Annotated in this window: 15 protein-coding genes; 13 read left to right on the plus strand and 2 right to left on the minus strand. The window is 35.1% G+C overall.

What is annotated here, in order from left to right:
- The 13 genes from ACFX4E_RS17365 to ACFX4E_RS17425 all read left to right on the plus strand — a co-directional run bounded on the left by ACFX4E_RS17365 (position 1) and on the right by ACFX4E_RS17425 (position 14,293).
- Positions 1–270 carry a head-tail connector protein gene (locus ACFX4E_RS17365; RefSeq protein WP_377258525.1) on the plus strand — a complete coding sequence of 90 codons (270 nt, stop codon included), beginning with the start codon at positions 1–3 and terminating at the stop codon, positions 268–270.
- A complete protein-coding gene (locus ACFX4E_RS17370) occupies positions 257–559 on the plus strand; it encodes a phage head closure protein (RefSeq protein ID WP_377258522.1) in 303 nt (100 codons plus the stop codon). Before ACFX4E_RS17365 ends, ACFX4E_RS17370 begins: the two co-directional genes overlap by 14 nt.
- The gene (locus ACFX4E_RS17375; RefSeq protein ID WP_377258519.1) at positions 559–933 is read left to right on the plus strand and encodes an HK97-gp10 family putative phage morphogenesis protein; all 375 of its coding nucleotides are present in this window, start codon (positions 559–561) and stop codon (positions 931–933) included. The genes ACFX4E_RS17370 and ACFX4E_RS17375 overlap by 1 nt, the downstream gene beginning before the upstream one ends.
- Positions 930–1,256 (plus strand): hypothetical protein, encoded by a 327-nt coding sequence (locus ACFX4E_RS17380; protein ID WP_377258516.1) that lies wholly within the window; start codon positions 930–932, stop codon positions 1,254–1,256. The genes ACFX4E_RS17375 and ACFX4E_RS17380 overlap by 4 nt, the downstream gene beginning before the upstream one ends.
- A gap of 23 nt (positions 1,257–1,279) precedes the next feature.
- Positions 1,280–1,879, plus strand: coding sequence for a major tail protein (locus ACFX4E_RS17385; RefSeq protein WP_377258514.1), 600 nt, complete (start codon positions 1,280–1,282; stop codon positions 1,877–1,879).
- Positions 1,880–1,966: 87 nt separating this feature from the next.
- On the plus strand, positions 1,967–2,332 hold the full coding sequence (gene gpG / locus ACFX4E_RS17390; RefSeq protein WP_377258511.1) for a phage tail assembly chaperone G: 366 nt from the start codon (positions 1,967–1,969) through the stop codon (positions 2,330–2,332).
- Positions 2,295–2,534, plus strand: coding sequence for a hypothetical protein (locus ACFX4E_RS17395; RefSeq protein ID WP_377258508.1), 240 nt, complete (start codon positions 2,295–2,297; stop codon positions 2,532–2,534). The genes gpG and ACFX4E_RS17395 overlap by 38 nt, the downstream gene beginning before the upstream one ends.
- A gap of 25 nt (positions 2,535–2,559) precedes the next feature.
- Complete coding sequence (locus ACFX4E_RS17400; protein ID WP_377258505.1) at positions 2,560–7,701, plus strand: transglycosylase SLT domain-containing protein; 5,142 nt, start codon at positions 2,560–2,562, stop codon at positions 7,699–7,701.
- Positions 7,701–9,179 (plus strand): distal tail protein Dit, encoded by a 1,479-nt coding sequence (locus ACFX4E_RS17405; protein ID WP_377258503.1) that lies wholly within the window; start codon positions 7,701–7,703, stop codon positions 9,177–9,179. Before ACFX4E_RS17400 ends, ACFX4E_RS17405 begins: the two co-directional genes overlap by 1 nt.
- 6 nt (positions 9,180–9,185) lie before the next feature.
- Complete coding sequence (locus ACFX4E_RS17410; protein ID WP_377258500.1) at positions 9,186–12,806, plus strand: phage tail spike protein; 3,621 nt, start codon at positions 9,186–9,188, stop codon at positions 12,804–12,806.
- A 59-nt stretch (positions 12,807–12,865) separates the two neighbouring features.
- The gene (locus ACFX4E_RS17415; protein ID WP_377258497.1) at positions 12,866–13,081 is read left to right on the plus strand and encodes a BhlA/UviB family holin-like peptide; all 216 of its coding nucleotides are present in this window, start codon (positions 12,866–12,868) and stop codon (positions 13,079–13,081) included.
- 25 nt (positions 13,082–13,106) lie between these two features.
- Positions 13,107–13,958 carry an N-acetylmuramoyl-L-alanine amidase gene (locus ACFX4E_RS17420; protein ID WP_377258494.1) on the plus strand — a complete coding sequence of 284 codons (852 nt, stop codon included), beginning with the start codon at positions 13,107–13,109 and terminating at the stop codon, positions 13,956–13,958.
- Between the two features lie 113 nt (positions 13,959–14,071).
- Positions 14,072–14,293, plus strand: a complete 222-nt coding sequence (locus tag ACFX4E_RS17425; RefSeq protein ID WP_377258491.1) for a hypothetical protein — start codon at positions 14,072–14,074, stop codon at positions 14,291–14,293.
- Between the two features lie 32 nt (positions 14,294–14,325).
- Here the strand turns inward: ACFX4E_RS17425 and ACFX4E_RS17430 are convergent, their stop codons facing one another.
- Positions 14,326–15,267, minus strand: coding sequence for a hypothetical protein (locus tag ACFX4E_RS17430; RefSeq protein WP_377258488.1), 942 nt, complete (start codon positions 15,265–15,267; stop codon positions 14,326–14,328).
- A gap of 232 nt (positions 15,268–15,499) precedes the next feature.
- Positions 15,500–15,697, minus strand: coding sequence for a helix-turn-helix domain-containing protein (locus ACFX4E_RS17435; protein WP_377258485.1), 198 nt, complete (start codon positions 15,695–15,697; stop codon positions 15,500–15,502).
- Positions 15,698–16,246: the final 549 nt, after the last annotated feature.

The raw sequence follows: 16,246 nt of genomic DNA on the forward strand, positions 1-16,246 counted from the left end.
ATGATTGAAAAGGTGAGAAAGAGTTTAAGAATTTCTCACACTGCATTAGACGATGATATTCAAGACTTAATTGACGCAGCATTAATGGAATTACAGTTGTCAGGTATTAAAAAATTAGATGAGAGTGATCCATTGATTATTCGTGCTGTAACAGTATATTGTAAAGCTGAATTTGGCTTTGACAATCCTGATGCATACAGGTTTAGAGCTTCATTTGAATCATTACGTAATCATCTATCTTTAGCAGGTGATTATAATGCTTCATCGTGATATCGCTCATCTATTAACAACTGAAATCAAGAAGACGAATGGTGTTCAAAACAAAGTAATCACTAGTAAGCAAATGGTTTTCGTAAATAAGAAAAGCGTTGGTACTCAAGAGTTTTATCTTGCTTCTCAAACTGGTTTCACACTTGAATTAATGTTGGAAATGCACACCTTAGATTATAATGCCCAAGAATATGTTGAGTTTAATTCTAAAACGTACAGAATCATACGCACGTATGAAAAAGGCGATACGATTGAATTAAAATGTCAAGCTCATAGTGGTAAATTGTAATGCCATTAGAAGTAACTGGATTAAAAGAAATGGCAGATAAGATTAAAAAAATTGAAGCAGTAATGAAGAGTACTAGAATTAGTGAAATGGCTTTAGAAGCTGGTGCAGAAATCTTACGTGATGAAGTTAAGCGTAGAGCACCACGTTCTAAAGGCGGTGGTAAACATGCTGCTGATCGTGTGGTTATTTCAGCAGTAATTGAAGGTAAAATTGCTATTGGTTTCATTCCTGATGATTGGTTCATGAAATATCATGAATGGGGAACAAGCAAAATGAAAGCCAGACCATTCTTTGAACCAGCGTTTAATGCAAAGCAAAAAGAAATTCAACAAGCTATGTACAACGTTTATGTAAGAGAGTTGAAAAAAATATGATTTACGATTTAATTGAAGAATTGTTAGAGCCATTAGAAGTAACGACAGGTGTTATTAGAGTAATTGACCCACCTGATACGTACATAACCTATTTTCAATATGATGAAGGTGCTACATGGTTCATAAACGATGAAGAATCAATAACAACATATTACATTCAAGTGGATGTATGGTCAAAGATTGATGCATTCTCACTTGGAAAAGAAGTACAAAACAAATTAATAAAAAATGGATTTATTAGAAGAAGCGTATTCCACGACTATGAAGAGGACACTGAGTTGTTCCGTCACGGGATGCGCTTTTCCTATACACAAAAAAACTAAACTAAGGAAAGAAGGAATTATTAATGTCAGCAGATAAAATGACAGTCGGTTTTAAAAATATTCATTTCGCAGTAATGCAAGAAGATGTACGTAAAGGTGAAACAACTTATGGAGCACCTAAATATTTCGCAGGAGCAATGCAAGCAACATTAAATCCAAATGCCAGTTCACAAACTGTACACGTAGATGATGTACCTGTTGCAACTGTAACAAGCACTGGAGTTTTAGAGATGGAACTTCAAGTGGACAGCATTTCTAAGGAAGCAGCAGCAGAATTATTTGGCTATCGTATCGATGCTAATGGCGTATTACTTGAAGCAACTAAGAATAAATCTCCATATATCGCTTTAGGATTCGAGTCTGAGTCTATCGATGGCGGTAAATTAATGAACTGGATGTACAAAGGAAAACTTACTGTACCATCTCAAGAATTCCAAACTAAAGGTGAATCTGTAGAGATCAAGAACCAATCAGTAACAGGTCAATTCGTTAACCGTTTATCTGATGGTGAAAAGAAAGTATCTGTACATAGTAACGATGAAGGTATCAACCAAGAAGTTATTCTTGACTGGTTCGATGAAGTTTATAAGCCAGTTGAAACAACTGTACCACCAACTGTTTAATCAAAATATACCCTATGGGAGTATCTATAATGGGTACTCCCTTTTTTTCTATTAAATTAACCAAAAAATATTGGAGGAACTTAAAAAATGATGGATTTAAAATTACGAATTAACAGAAAGTACAAGCAAATGCACGAGCCTTTTATTTCAGGAATGACTTACAGAAACTTTTTACCTTTGAGCGAAAAGTACGATTTCTTACATGAAGAAGTACCATTCCAAGCATTAGATGAGTTGATTGTTCTTATTGTAGAAGCTTTTGATAAACAGTTTACAGTAGATGAGTTTTATTGCGGTCTAAGTTCTTATGATTTACGTGTAAAAATTGCAGAGTTCTTAGCGATTGTAAAAGGATTCCCTTCACAAATGGAGTTGTCTGACGAAGAATTAGCAGAAATGACTAAGGAAACGGACGATGATGCCACACCCTCAGACGGAGGCGGAGAAGCTTGACGATTTCTACAACTACATGTTGATTAATCAAGGTTTAAAGCCACATGAAATTGATCAGATGGACATTCATCACTTATTCAAATTAGTGCGTAAACAAATTAAACAAAACAAAGAAAATGATAAAAACAACTCAAAAGGAAACAGCAAACAAGAACCTAAACCACGACAAGGTTTCTTAGATGAAATACCTGGGTGGGCATAAAAAAAGAGGGAGGTGAACACAGCATATGGATATGGGCAATATGGCTTCAATGAAGTTCAAACTTGATTTAGAAGGACTTGGTTCAGCAACAACAGACTTTGCAAAATTAAGTCGTGTTACAAAAATTTATGATAGTGAAATCGCTAAAGCTAAAGCAGGTATTAAAAAGTTTGAACAAAATTTAGATGCAATGAAAGAAGTTGCTGATGCAACAACTAAGAAATTAGAAGTACAAAAACTTACTCTTAAACAAATGGAAGAAGAGTATGCTGATTTAGTTCGCACAAAAGGTGAAGATGATGCGGAGACACAGAAATTATTAACTAGATATAATCGTCAAGTAGCTCAAATGAAAAAGACTGAAATGGGTTTACAAAACCTAAATGGCAAGATTAAGGAACAAGGTAGTACTTATGTTGAAGTTTCAAAAGAAGCAGACAAAGCAATTAAAGATATCGAACAAGATTTAAAAGTTTTAAATAGTCAGTATGATAAAACAACTGATGGGATCAATGATTTAAAACAAGAATCAGAGAAATTAAATAAAACTTTAGAATTGCAAGGTAAAGTTTCTGAGCAACTAAAGAGAAAATATGAAGCTTTAAAAACTGAGAAGGGTGAAGATAATAGAGCAACGAAAGACGCTTTAATAGCTTATAACCAGTCTATCCAAACAATGAAGAAAACCGAAACAGCATTAGATGGTGTAAAGGTTAAGATACAAGAACAAGGTAGCGAATTTACTAAAGCGTCTAAGGAAGCTAAGGAGTCACTAGATGGTATTGAACAAGATTTAAGAGTCTTAGCTAGTGAGTATGGAAAAACGTCTGCTAGTATGTCTAAAATGGGTTCTAAATCAGAAGATTTATTTCAACAATCTGAACACCTGGAAAAGCAATTAAGACTTGAAGAGAAAGCAGTTCAAGCATTAAGAAGTAAATATGAAGCATCGGCAAGAGAAAAAGGTGAAGATGCAAAGGAAACAAAAGAAGCGTACATTCAATTAAATGAATATGTCGCAAAGATGAACAAAACAGAAAGAACCTTGAACAGTCTAAATCATAAAATAGATGACTCGAAAGGGACATTTAGATTATTTGGACGTGAAGTTCATATTGCTGGTGGAAAGTTGGATGAGTTCAAAGAACGTGCAGGAGATATTCATTCATCAATGAAAGCTGGTATGGTTGCTGGATTGGCTGCTGGTGGAGCTGCATCTGTTAAGGCTGCTGTTGATATTAACAGTTCACAAAAGCGTATCCAATCACAATTAGGTCTTACATCTAAAGCCACGAAAGAATTAAATAAAATTACTACAGATTTATGGAAAAAAGGTTACGGTGAAAATATGGACGAAGTTCGTAATGGACTCGTTCAAACTAGACAGAATATTAAAGACTTGAACAACGATGAATTGAAACAAGTAACACAAGATGCTTTAGTATTAGCAGATGTTTTTGAATCAGATGTAAATGAAGTAACTCGTGCTGGTGGAAATGTAATGAAAGGTTTCGGTATAGACGCTAAACATTCATTTGACCTTATGGCATGGGGAGCACAAAAAGGCTTAAATTTCTCTAATGAAATGTTCGATAATCTCTCAGAATATGCTCCACTTTATAAACGCATGGGCTTTAGTGCTGATGAGTATTTCCAATTATTAGCTCAAGGTGCTCAATCAGGCGTTTATAATCTTGACTACATAAACGATGCAATGAAAGAGTTCCAAATCCGTATTTCTGATGGTTCAAAGAGTACATCTGATGCTTTTTCTCTTATGTCTAAAGAGACTAATAAAGTGTGGAAAGCTTACCAAAATGGTAAAGCAACAGTAAAAGACGTACATAATACTGTTCTTAAAGAGTTACAAGGTATGGATGACCAAGTTCAAGCCAACATGATTGGGGTAGGAGTATACGGAACGAAATGGGAAGATTTAGAAAAAGATTCCATGTTCGCTCTTGGAAACATCGATGGAAAGATTAAAGGTGTAGATGGAAGTATGCAAAGAGCTTCTGCTGTAACTGAATCAGTAGGGCAACGTGCTAAGGCTGCTTTCCGTGAATTTATGTCTGCAATCGCTCCATTAGGTACTAGATTATTAGATATCGCTGATCGTTGGATGCCTAAAATCGAAACAGGTATTAAAAATGTTACAACTGCATTTGATAAAATGTCACCTTCTGCACAAGATGCTACGATTGCTGTTTCAGGATTTGTAGGTGCTGGTGTTGGTATCGCTGGTATGATTGGCGGTATTGGTGGAATTGGTAGTGCATTTGCTTTATTATCTAATCCAATTGGTTTAACAGCATTAGCAATTGCTGCTGTTGGAGTAGAAGGAGCACTAGTTTATAGGAATTGGTACGCCTTAAAAGACCTAATGAAAGACCATCCATTTTTAGGATTAGCTATTAAACTAACTCCTGTTCAGGGACAATTCATTGAACTTGTAGGTAGCATTCGTGAGTTCCGTGACCAAATGAACAAATCAGCAATCGACACTGGATTAAATTCAGACAAGATTTCAGAAGGAACTAAGAAAGCTGTTCAAGCCTACATGGATATGGACAACAAAGCGTATGCTTCAATGGTTAATCTATCTGCAAGAGGTGGAATAGTTACAGATGAGTTTGCTAAGAAACAAATCTCTCAATATGAAGCAATGGCTGCTAAAATTCAAACTTCAATGGACACTGACCATGCAAAACGTATTGAAAAGACTAAAGCTTTATTTGCAACAAATGGTGCATTATCTGACGAAGAAAAAGAACTAGCTTTAAAGAAAATGGATGATGACCATGCAAATAAGAAATTACGTCTTGAAGAGTATGTGAGAAAGGTTTCTGAAATTGAAAACAGAGCAGCAAAAGAGAAACGTGACTTAACTGAGTCTGAAAAACGTACTGTAAATGGTATTCGTGAAAATATGCGTGTTGAAGCTGTGAAAACTTTAAGTAAATCTGAAGCTGAACAAAAGATGATTCTAGGACGTTTGAAAAATGACGCTTCTAAATTATCAGCAGAGCAAGCAGCGAATATTGTTAAATCATCTGCAACTCAACGTGATAAGACTGTTAAACAAGCAGACGAACAGTATCAGAAACAAAAGAAAAAGTACGAATATCTACGTGATGTAACTGGTACTATTACAGCAGAACAAGCAAGACGTTCTATTGCAAATGCTAAAGAACAACGTGATCAAACTGTTCGTAAAGCTGAACAAATGCACGAGAGTGTTGTAGAAGAAGCACAAAAGCAAGCACAAGGACATATTGATGCTGTAAATTGGGAAACTGGAGAGGTAAGAACTGGGTGGGACGATATGTATGACAAGGTTCATGCAGTCTACAATAACATCTTAGAATTCTTCGGAAAAGACCCTAAGAAAAAGAAATCAACAGGCTCAACTAAATTCAAAAAGGATACTGGTAAACGTTCAGGCGGTACAGTAACTAAAGGTGGAGCAACTGAGAAGCAATATGCAATTGGTACACCAAACGGTTCACATCCAGGCGGTTTAGCTAGAGTCGGTGAAGTCGGTGAAGAGCTTGCCTATGTTCCTGGGCGTGGAGTAGGACTAGTGGGTGTAGGTGGAGAGCAAGTCTTAGATTTACCAAAAGGTACATCTGTATTACCTCACCATCACACTAAGAATCTACTTAAACGTTATGGATTTGGTGGAAAAATGCCTGCTTATAAAAATGGTACAAAGGATAGCGTCTTTGATATGGCTATGAAAGGTGCAGAGCACTTATGGGATAGTGGTATGGAAAAGATTGGTGCTACTGATAAACTAATTCCTGATTGGTTCAACAAAATCTCAGGTAGCCCATTAGGACTTATGAGAGACATTGCAGTAGATAGCGTTCAAGGATTGATTGATGATTTTCTTGGTGCATTCGGTGGTGGAGATGGTTCATTTACTGGTATCGGTGGATACTATCTAGGTGCTCCATTCCGTATCACAACACGATTTACACCAAACGGAAACAAAAATGATAAAGTTCATAAAGGCGGAGTTCACCGTGGACTTGATTTAGCCGCAAGCGCTGGAACCCCGATTAAAAGCTTAACGTCAGGCACGGTAGCCGAAGTTTTGGTTAACAATGCTACTGGTGGTAACTTAGCTCGTATTCGTTCAGGTTCAGATTTGTTATCTTATGCTCATATGAAATCAGCACCATTAGTTAAAGTAGGGGATGCAGTAAAAGAAGGTCAAGTAATTGGTTACGTGGGAAGCACAGGATTCTCGACAGGTAATCACCTTGATTTGAAGATTAAGCGTAACGGTAAGTACATTGATCCATTGGCATATCTACAAGGTAAAGCTGGTGGAGAAGGTGGATATTCTGGTGGAAGCTACAAAGGACAATTCTCTTCTATCATCAACGCAGCAGGTAAGAAATATGGTGTTAGTCCTGCTTTAATCGCTGGTATTATTCAACAGGAGTCTAAATTTAACCCTAATGCTCGAAGTGGTGTTGGTGCAACTGGTTTAATGCAGTTAATGCCTGCTACAGCTCGTTCTATGGGTGTAAGAAATCCTCGTGACCCTTATCAGAATATTATGGGTGGTACACGCTACATCAAAGAAATGTTGAGATTGAATCACGGAAATTTACCATTAGCATTAGCTTCATATAATGCTGGATACGGAAACGTATTGAAATATCATGGTATTCCACCATTCAAAGAAACACGAAACTATGTACGTATTGTTCAAGCCAACTATAACAGATTCAAGAAACAAGGTCTTGGTGGATATGCAACAGGTGGTAAAATTACTGACCACCAAGTAGCTCAATTAGGTGAAAATGGATATGACGAGTATGTATTAACTACTGAGCCACGTTACAGAAATAAAAACTTAGCCTTACTTGCAGAAGTGTCAGAAAGACTAGGTGCATACAGTCCTATTCCTAAAGTGCCTAAGACTTCAAATGTTTCTAATAATATTATTAATAACAACACGACTAATAACGCATCTTCTGCACAGCAACAACCATCGATCAATTATAGTCCTACTATCAACTTTACATACACAGGTAGTCCTGATATGAAAAGCATGAAGTTGGCATATGAGAATCTGAAGAAACTAATGAAAGAGGATATGGAGAAAGCTAACCGTCCTAAAGGTATTAAACTAACAGGAGGTCTAATTTAATGGAAAGTAAGATTATAAGTTTTGGGGGAGTTCCGACTCCCTCTTTTTTAATTGTCGAGAAAGTTGATTTACCACCATTAGCACCATCGATTATAGCAACTAAAGAAATTCCTATGAAAAGTGGTAAATTATTTGCCAATCAAAAGTTTGATTCTCGTACAATTCCAGTTGATTTAGCTTTAATCGCACCAAGCAAAGACGAATATCAAGAAACATGTGCAAAATTAGCTGAATGGCTTTATTCAAAAACACCACAACCAATCATCTTCTCAGAAAGACCAAATGTTACATACTACGCAATTCTTGAAGGTGGTACAGACTTAGAACAATTTAGAGAACTAGGAAGAGGTACAGTTAACTTTGTTTGTCATAAACCTCATGGATATGGAACAACGCAAGAAATAGCTTTAGATTTAACTAAAGAATCAACACCTCTTATTAACTTAGGTAACATGGAAACCTCACCTATTATCGATGTAACAATGGCTAAGAATGTTACAGATTTCTTCATTGCAACATCTGATAAGTACTATTATTTTGGTGAACCATTTGATCCAACAGAAAAACAAGTAGTTGATTTATCACCAACAATTATGAATGACAATTGCAGTACTACACAGGATTGGTTAAATGTAACGGATTGGACTGTAGACGGTGGAGTTATTCGTGGTGCAGCAATTCAATCTAATGGTTACACATTTGAGCAAGGAGCAACAGATGGTAAAAGAGATTATGGTACAGCAAGTGGATTGTGGCATGGTTCATCAATGGTTTATTCATTAGACCATGAAGTACAAGATTTTGAGATTGAAGTAGAGATAGGATTCAAAGCAACTGATAAGAAACAGAAGGGTAGAATAGAAATTTATTTTTTAGATTCATCAAACCGCAAACTTGGTAAGCTTGCTATGAAAGATATTGATGATAAACGAGATAACCCAATTTTTGAAACACGATTAAGAGCACCTGATGGATTTACTAAAGGTAGTGAGTACACTTATGGTGCAAAGAAAGGCGTATTCAGTAATTTTCATGGACATATCAAATTGGGACGTAGAGGAAGACAATGGCATAGCTTTATTGCAAAAATTGATGATTTAAACCGATACGTAGCTAGGGACTATAAATCAATGACAGACACATGGAATAAATTTGGTACAAAAATAGCTAAGATTCAAATTCATTTTGGTGCATATAGCAATGATCCAGCAGTTGATTCAATGTGGATTGGTAATGTTTTTGTTGAAGAGTATCTTCCTAAAGCTGATAACAAGGTTGATTATTTGTTTAAAAAGAACGACAGACTTCATATCAATTGTGAAACAGGTGAGATATTACGAAATGGAATGGACGCTTCAAATAAGCTTTACATAGGTTCAGAACCTTTAATCATACCTAAAGGTGTAAGTGGGTTGACTGTATCAGACCCATCTATTTTTAGTAGTGGTAAAGTGCGATTTACAGAGAGGTGGTTGTAATAATTAATGTGGTATATTTTAGATAAAAACTATAATACGATTGGTATTCTAGATAATGACTTTCCTGAAGGATGTCCGATTCTTAGAGATGTTATGAAATCGACATTAGCCGATGGAGCTAAATATCTAGAGTTTGATGTTCCATCTGACCATGAAAAAAGTTCCCTTTTAACTATTGGGAACTTTATTGTTTATGTAGATGCTAAAAAGAATCGTGAACTATTCAGAATTACAACAGGAATTGAAGAAAACGGAGAAAGTATGACTGCTACAATTAAATGTGAATTAGCAGCAGTTGGTGACTTATTCAGCAAAGTAATTGAAGATAAGGATTTTACCGCAACTAGTTTAGAAACGATCATTGATTTTCTTGCAACTGATACGACATGGAAACTAGGTGAATGTTATTACAGTGGAAGCATAACTAAATCATTCGAAGATTTACCAAGAGCAAACGCAGCAATTCTTGATGCCATTTCTGATTTTGATGCAGAGGTAGAATTTAAAATTGAGTGGGATAATGTACGTCCAGAGAATAAGTTTATTAACATCAAAGATAAAATTGGACAAAAAACAGGCGTAACAATTCAATATGAACAGAATCTTGAAGGACTTACTAAAACAACTGAAGGTAATCCAATTGTTACAGCATTAGTTGTAAAATGTTCAAATAAAAATGCAAATGGTAATGCAATCTTATTGAAAGATGCAAAGGTTACACCGCCAGACGGTTTTGAAATCATCGGAAATAGATTGGTTGATAATGATGCGTTAGAGAAATACGGTAATGGTATTAAACATATTGAAGACAGTTTTATCGATCAAACGTCAACTAACCCTGTTGAACTTTATAATAACGCATTAGCTTATCTACAAAAAGTAAACAAACCAAAAGTTACATATGAAGCTTCTGTAATTATGCTTGAACAATTCGAAGGTTACAATCACATGTATGTTGAAGTTGGCGATACTGTTAATGTAAAAGATACATCGGGAAAGGAAAAGCAATTCTTAGAAGCTCGTATTCTTGAAAAAGAGATAAGTCAAACTGATAACACTAAGGGTGGAATTGTACTTGGTGAATTTGTTGTGCGTCAAGTCACAGCTATTGAAGCAGTAGAGAAAGCACAGAAAAAACTTCAACTCAAAGAAAAGGAGTGGAGTGAAGCCTACGATTTAGCACATGGTACAGCAAAAGAACTAGACGAAGTAAAAGATAATATTGTCTATAAATGTGATGTCTTTTCAACTAAAGGAAGTACGTTTAAAAATGGAATAATTAATACTCAACTTGTAGCAGTAGTTTATAAAGGCACAGACGATATCACTACAACTCTTCAAGAAACAGTGTTCAATTGGAAAAAGTTTAATGGTGATGGAACACAAGACACAACTTGGATTGGTACAGGAATAGGTAGACTTGTGACAATTACATCTGATGAAGTCGAAAGCAGAACTACATTTCAATGTGAAGTAACTGTAGATGGAAAAATAGTTGCAATTGATCAGATTACAATTATTGATTTAAATGACGCAATTATAAATGGTGAACGTCCAGAGAATCCAATAAAGGGTACTATGTACATTGATTCAACGGTATCACCTCCAATTTGGTACACCTATAATGGTACAACATGGGAAAAGCAAGCGTTATCTGTTGGAGATTTAGACCCTGCATTATTAACTGTTATCACTGATAACTCGGACGCATTAGAAGTAATAGATAAGCGTGTTACAACATCAGAAAGCACACTTGAACAACTTAGTAGCTCAATTACATCTAAAGTTGAATCAACTACATTTGATGAGTTAAAGAAAAATGTAGATAGTAATACATCAACTATTTCACAACAAGCAGGACAAATTAGTTCTAAGGTTGAGAAGAATAATGTTGTTTCTGAAATCAATCAAACATCCGAAACAGTTAAAATTGATGTATCTAAATTAGATATTAATGCAATTGCTACATTCTTTCCTACAGGTAATCCCAATATGATGCCTGCAAGAATAGATTCATTTGAACAGTTGGATATTGGTGTTGTACCAAGTTCCATGTTCTTAGGTACACCATCATTAACACAGAAAAATATCACAAACCTTTACTCATATGATGGTACTCGTTCACTTGTACTTCAAAGTTCAGCAACTTCTGATGGATGGTTGTATCTTTCATCAGGTTCAAGTGTCTACAACGTGCCTGTTCAAATGGGAGCTTCATATTTCTTCTCATTCTATGTGTACAATCCCGATGCAATAAATACAGCTAGAATTCGTGCTTCTGTTAAATTATCAAGTGGTTCGTTTATTTCTGGTGGAGCTAAATTAGTCGGTGGAAGTGACGGATGGTATAGATACGAACTTAAAGCAAATATTCCTACAGGTATTTCATCTTGTAACCTAGTTATCTATAATGATACTCCAAATATTCCAGCTTATTTTGATTGTTTCCAATTTGAACGAGTAGACCCTAATGCAATCAAAGCAAGTCCATTTAAGCCTACTTCAGTAACTATTATTAATGGTGGAAATATTACAACTCAATCAATTGTTGCAGACCATATTAAATCATTGAATGGACTTAATGTAAATAATGGAGCACTTGTTGTTGGCGCAAACTCTGTAACTATTGGAGAAGGTACTACTTTAACTGCTGCAAAATTTGCTGGACTACGTGGTAACACTATTTACTTTGGTGATAAAGGTGCAAAGATTGATGTAACAACAGCAGGAACAATTAACCGTGCTCGTTTCGGTGTTAACGATAGCATTTACATAGCAATTGATGATAATAATAACTTCAACTTCGTTATGGACGATGGACAATTCAACCCCAAATTATGGAAGGATAACAACGGTCATAGATTACTAAGTTTAGGTTCAGCTAACATTGCTGGATTAGCTAGTGGTGAGGCTGTACATATTCGAAATCAAGCTAATTCAACTTATGCTAAATTGGCTGCTTCAGATATCACGGCAACATCAAGTCTTGATGTATGGGGCGGTGGTGGATTCAAAGGTGACGTAAGTATCACTAGCAATGGTGGCTTGTTAAAACTTAATGGTTCTACTCATGCGTATATTGAGGTTTCATATGGTGGTGTCCGTAAAGGATTCATTGGTACAGAGTCGGCAACAGGAAGTAACATGGTTATTGCTTCTGATAAAGATGAAATTATCTTCAAGACTGATGTATGTCGTGTGAAAGTAGATAACGGTACAGCAAGGGTTGACTTTAAAAATGCTAATGATAGTGCCTACATTCCTATCTACGCTTCAAATATCACTTATAACTCTGTTCGTGAGCGTAAAAAAGATATTGAACCTTTTGCTGGTACTGAATATCCTGATGGAACGATTAAAACAGCATTACAGCAAATTAACGACACACCTATTCGTACATATCGATTTGTTGAAGAGTTAGAGAATGAAAGAAAACATGTAGGTTTGATTCTTGACGAAAGCCCAGTCGATGTTATCGACATTCGTGGGGAAGGTATTGATGCTTATGCTATGGGCACTTACTCTTGGTCAGCCATTCAAGAATTAAGTAAAGAGAATCGGGAATTACGTTCTAAGAATGCAGATTTAGAGGCGAGACTTGCAAAATTGGAGCAACTTATATCTTAAATTACTTTAAACGCCTTGAGCGTTATTTTTTATGTCTAAAGTGAGAGGAGGTGACAGTAATGGATCAGACAATCCTAGATATGTTAATCAAACAAGGGGGCTATGCTGCGCTCTTTATTTGGCTATTTTTTAAAACTATGAAAGATTCAAAAGATCGTGAAGAAAGGCTTATGAATCACGTAGAGCGTACCACTGATACTTTGAAGCAAATTGAACAGAGCGTATCGGGTATGCAGGAAGAAATCAAAGATATTCGAGAGCGAATTGAAAAATAAAAATAATGAAATGGAGATGCTTTAAATGGTAAAGAAAATTTATCTTGATGAAGGACATGGGGAAAGCAAAGATTCAGGAGCAGTTAATGCTAAAGAAGGGTTAATGGAAGCTAAGTTAAACTTACAGTTATCCAATTATGTAATTGATCACTTAAAAGCAAACTACACAGGGTTTGAAATTAATCGTACACGTTCGGACAGAACATTCGCTTCACTAGGAGCACGAGCAGCCAAAGCTAATAATTGGGGTGCTGATGTGTTCGTATCTATCCATGTTAATGCAGGTGGAGGTACTGGTTTTGAATCATTTATCTACAACAAAACCACCTCATCTAAAACTAAAGAATTACAAAAATGTATCAATAATCATGCAATGTCTGCCGCTAAGAAGCATGGTCTAGGTGCTCATGGTAATCAACCATATAAGTCAGGTAATCTATCAGTATTACGCAACACAAATATGCCAGCATGTTTAACAGAAATTTGTTACATCGATTCTAAGGATTCTGAGTTACTAAAGAACGAAGCTTTCTTGAAGGATATGGCAGAAGCATATGCACAAGGTATCGCAGACTTCTTATGTCTTCCAAAGCAATCTAATAATAAGAACTCTGAGCCTAAAAAGGAACAAGCACAAAAGCCAATTAAAGCTCCTGCTAAATCAGACGATAAAGCAATCGGTACAGTTAAAGTTAAAGTAAATGATCTATATTATTACAACAAAGCGGATTGGAATGCAAAAGTAGGTAAAGCTAAAAAAGGTGATGTGTTCACAGTAGTTGATAAAGTAAAAGTAAACACAGTCTATATGTACAAATTAGTAAGTGGTACATACATTACTGCATATGAAGGATACGTACAATTCAAAGGTAAATAATAGAGGCTATGTTATAGTAAACTTTACCATAGTAGAATTTGGCTAAGAAGGTTATATAAAATTAAGAAAGAATAAATAGGATATGAATGAAAAAAACTTAGAGTGGTGAAAGAATGAGAACGATTAAAAGAATTGCGAAAGTTGGAGAAAAAATAAAAATAGTGGATGATAAAGGTTGGCAACAATCAGGGTTATGGAAGAATCCGCATCCAATAGGAAGTGAATGGGTTGTAAAAAGAGTGATGCTTGAAAATTGCACTCCACCAGGAATGGTTTTTGTTAAGGGAAGCAATTATGGAATAAGTCCTTTACTTTATGAAGTAATTGAAGAATAAGCCTCTAATAAAACGAAGCTTATTCTTTTTTATTATGTGGGCATAGTCTCAAAATCGCTAATGATCTTGTATTTCAATTGAAGGGATTCGATTTTTTCAATTAAATCATTAGGGATCTGAGGATTTATAATATGCACTAAAGTGTTTTTACTGAGTCTTTCTAGAAAATAATCAATTTCTTCCCTATCACACACTGCATATGAATGACCCATAATTATTAAGTCTGTAAATTTATCAGCTGTATTGCTGTAATGTTCAAACCCTCTTTTTACCCACTCCAACTCTTTTTGATAGTTAATTTGAGAGGGTGGAATGATATCTGCTTCTAACCTTGGAAGTAGCCAATGCGTACTAGGTATTGATTGAACTGTTCCGTTTACTTGATTAAGAGAAAAATAGCTGTTCCAAATCATGTGGGAGATATTCGCTTGATCTAATACATTTGAATATTGAGGCTGTTGGATATCAAAATCAATTGAACCATGGGGCTTCAGTATAGAGATATCTGATGAAACCTCATTACTTCCTGTTCTATTAAATTTGATATTTAATTCTGTCAGTGTAGACTCTAATAACAAATCATAGTTAAAGCTAATAAAGAATGACAGTTCTTCTTTATGAGAATGAAACCATTTAAGCCATCTCCAGTTATCTTTAGGGCGTTTATCCAATTCTCTTTGAAGTGAGGAGTATGTAAGAGCTAAATAACGTCTAAGTTGACATTCTTTAGCTGTGTCACCTCTATTAATTTCAGAAAAAATTTCAATTGCTTCAAATTGGTTGTCCAATTTGTGGTGGGACATTAAATTCATTATTTCATCATGAATGTCTTTGATAGAATTACTGAAAAATTTATAATATTTCCCAATTGATTCATTTTCAAACTGTGTGAATGGTTTAGATGTGTTTATGGAGCTACCTACAAAGTCTTTTGTGAAACCATCACCTATAATCATGCAAAATTTCCTAGCCATATTTCTCTCCTCCTCTAGATGAACTATGAAAATTATACCATGTTAAAGGTTATTTTTGGGTAATATTAATTTTGAATATAAAAAAAATTTAATATTAAATGAATTTGAAGGAGGGAATATGAAAGGTTCTTTTTAAACAAAATCAATAAGGTGCATAGCTAAAGAGGATGGATAAAACCATCCTTTTTAGCTTTACATTTTTCGTATCTTAGAGTAGGTTTGTTAATTATTTTTACTTCTCAATTTCCTCATACAAATCATCCACTTTAACATTTAACACTTTAGCCAATTTAAATGCTTTATCCATTGGAGGGTAGGCTCTTCCACTGATCCAGTTACTTAATTGACTTTGAGTAATGTCCATTTTCTCAGCTACATATTTCTTTTTGTACCCTTGCTTGTCTATAATTTCACCAATTCTACTCCGCATTTTCATCACCTAGTACAACTATTCTTCAAATTTAGCAAAATACCTTTGCCATCATTTTTGAAAAAAAATTCAATAATATTTTGAAAGACAAGTTAAGTCAGACGAGTCTATCTAATACATTATATTAAAAGGTTTACTATACCACCTACCATATCATCTACTATATCAGTACTAATATATCAGTCGTTTATTTTTATGTTGATTTATCAAGGTTTACAGGATTTGTTAAGAGTGAGGGAGCGAAGCGAATGAAGGAGACCAGTGCCCATATCTAAAAAATTTATACATGAGAATCAAAAATAATTTAAAAAGTTTTGATGGAGGTATGAGTTTATGAAATATGTACACACTATCAGCTTTTCCGATTTCATGGACAGAAGTTATCAGAAGGTTGTACAAAAAAAGAAGCCTACGAGAGTTTACTCCTTGTACATTAACCCAATCGTACTCTTTGATCCTACAGTTTGTGTAATTAGTGCGAGCATTCTAGGTCTAGCTCTAATTGAAAAGTTCTTAATTCGTCAAGGTAATATTGACATTGCTATGGTA

The sequence above is a fragment of the Priestia sp. YIM B13491 genome (assembly GCF_042787605.1).
GTDB classification, from domain to species: domain Bacteria; phylum Bacillota; class Bacilli; order Bacillales; family Bacillaceae_H; genus Priestia; species Priestia megaterium_E.

Bases quoted from the DNA above. Each gene is read 5' to 3' on its own strand.
- ACFX4E_RS17365 (WP_377258525.1), top strand. From the start codon at position 1: ATGATTGAAAAGGTGAGAAAGAGTTTAAGAATTTCTCACACTGCATTA.
- ACFX4E_RS17370 (WP_377258522.1), top strand. From the start codon at position 257: ATGCTTCATCGTGATATCGCTCATCTATTAACAACTGAAATCAAGAAG.
- ACFX4E_RS17375 (WP_377258519.1), top strand. From the start codon at position 559: ATGCCATTAGAAGTAACTGGATTAAAAGAAATGGCAGATAAGATTAAA.
- ACFX4E_RS17380 (WP_377258516.1), top strand. From the start codon at position 930: ATGATTTACGATTTAATTGAAGAATTGTTAGAGCCATTAGAAGTAACG.
- ACFX4E_RS17385 (WP_377258514.1), top strand. From the start codon at position 1,280: ATGTCAGCAGATAAAATGACAGTCGGTTTTAAAAATATTCATTTCGCA.
- gpG (WP_377258511.1), top strand. From the start codon at position 1,967: ATGATGGATTTAAAATTACGAATTAACAGAAAGTACAAGCAAATGCAC.
- ACFX4E_RS17395 (WP_377258508.1), top strand. From the start codon at position 2,295: ATGATGCCACACCCTCAGACGGAGGCGGAGAAGCTTGACGATTTCTAC.
- ACFX4E_RS17400 (WP_377258505.1), top strand. From the start codon at position 2,560: ATGGATATGGGCAATATGGCTTCAATGAAGTTCAAACTTGATTTAGAA.
- ACFX4E_RS17405 (WP_377258503.1), top strand. From the start codon at position 7,701: ATGGAAAGTAAGATTATAAGTTTTGGGGGAGTTCCGACTCCCTCTTTT.
- ACFX4E_RS17410 (WP_377258500.1), top strand. From the start codon at position 9,186: ATGTGGTATATTTTAGATAAAAACTATAATACGATTGGTATTCTAGAT.
- ACFX4E_RS17415 (WP_377258497.1), top strand. From the start codon at position 12,866: ATGGATCAGACAATCCTAGATATGTTAATCAAACAAGGGGGCTATGCT.
- ACFX4E_RS17420 (WP_377258494.1), top strand. From the start codon at position 13,107: ATGGTAAAGAAAATTTATCTTGATGAAGGACATGGGGAAAGCAAAGAT.
- ACFX4E_RS17425 (WP_377258491.1), top strand. From the start codon at position 14,072: ATGAGAACGATTAAAAGAATTGCGAAAGTTGGAGAAAAAATAAAAATA.
- ACFX4E_RS17430 (WP_377258488.1), bottom strand. From the start codon at position 15,267: ATGGCTAGGAAATTTTGCATGATTATAGGTGATGGTTTCACAAAAGAC.
- ACFX4E_RS17435 (WP_377258485.1), bottom strand. From the start codon at position 15,697: ATGCGGAGTAGAATTGGTGAAATTATAGACAAGCAAGGGTACAAAAAG.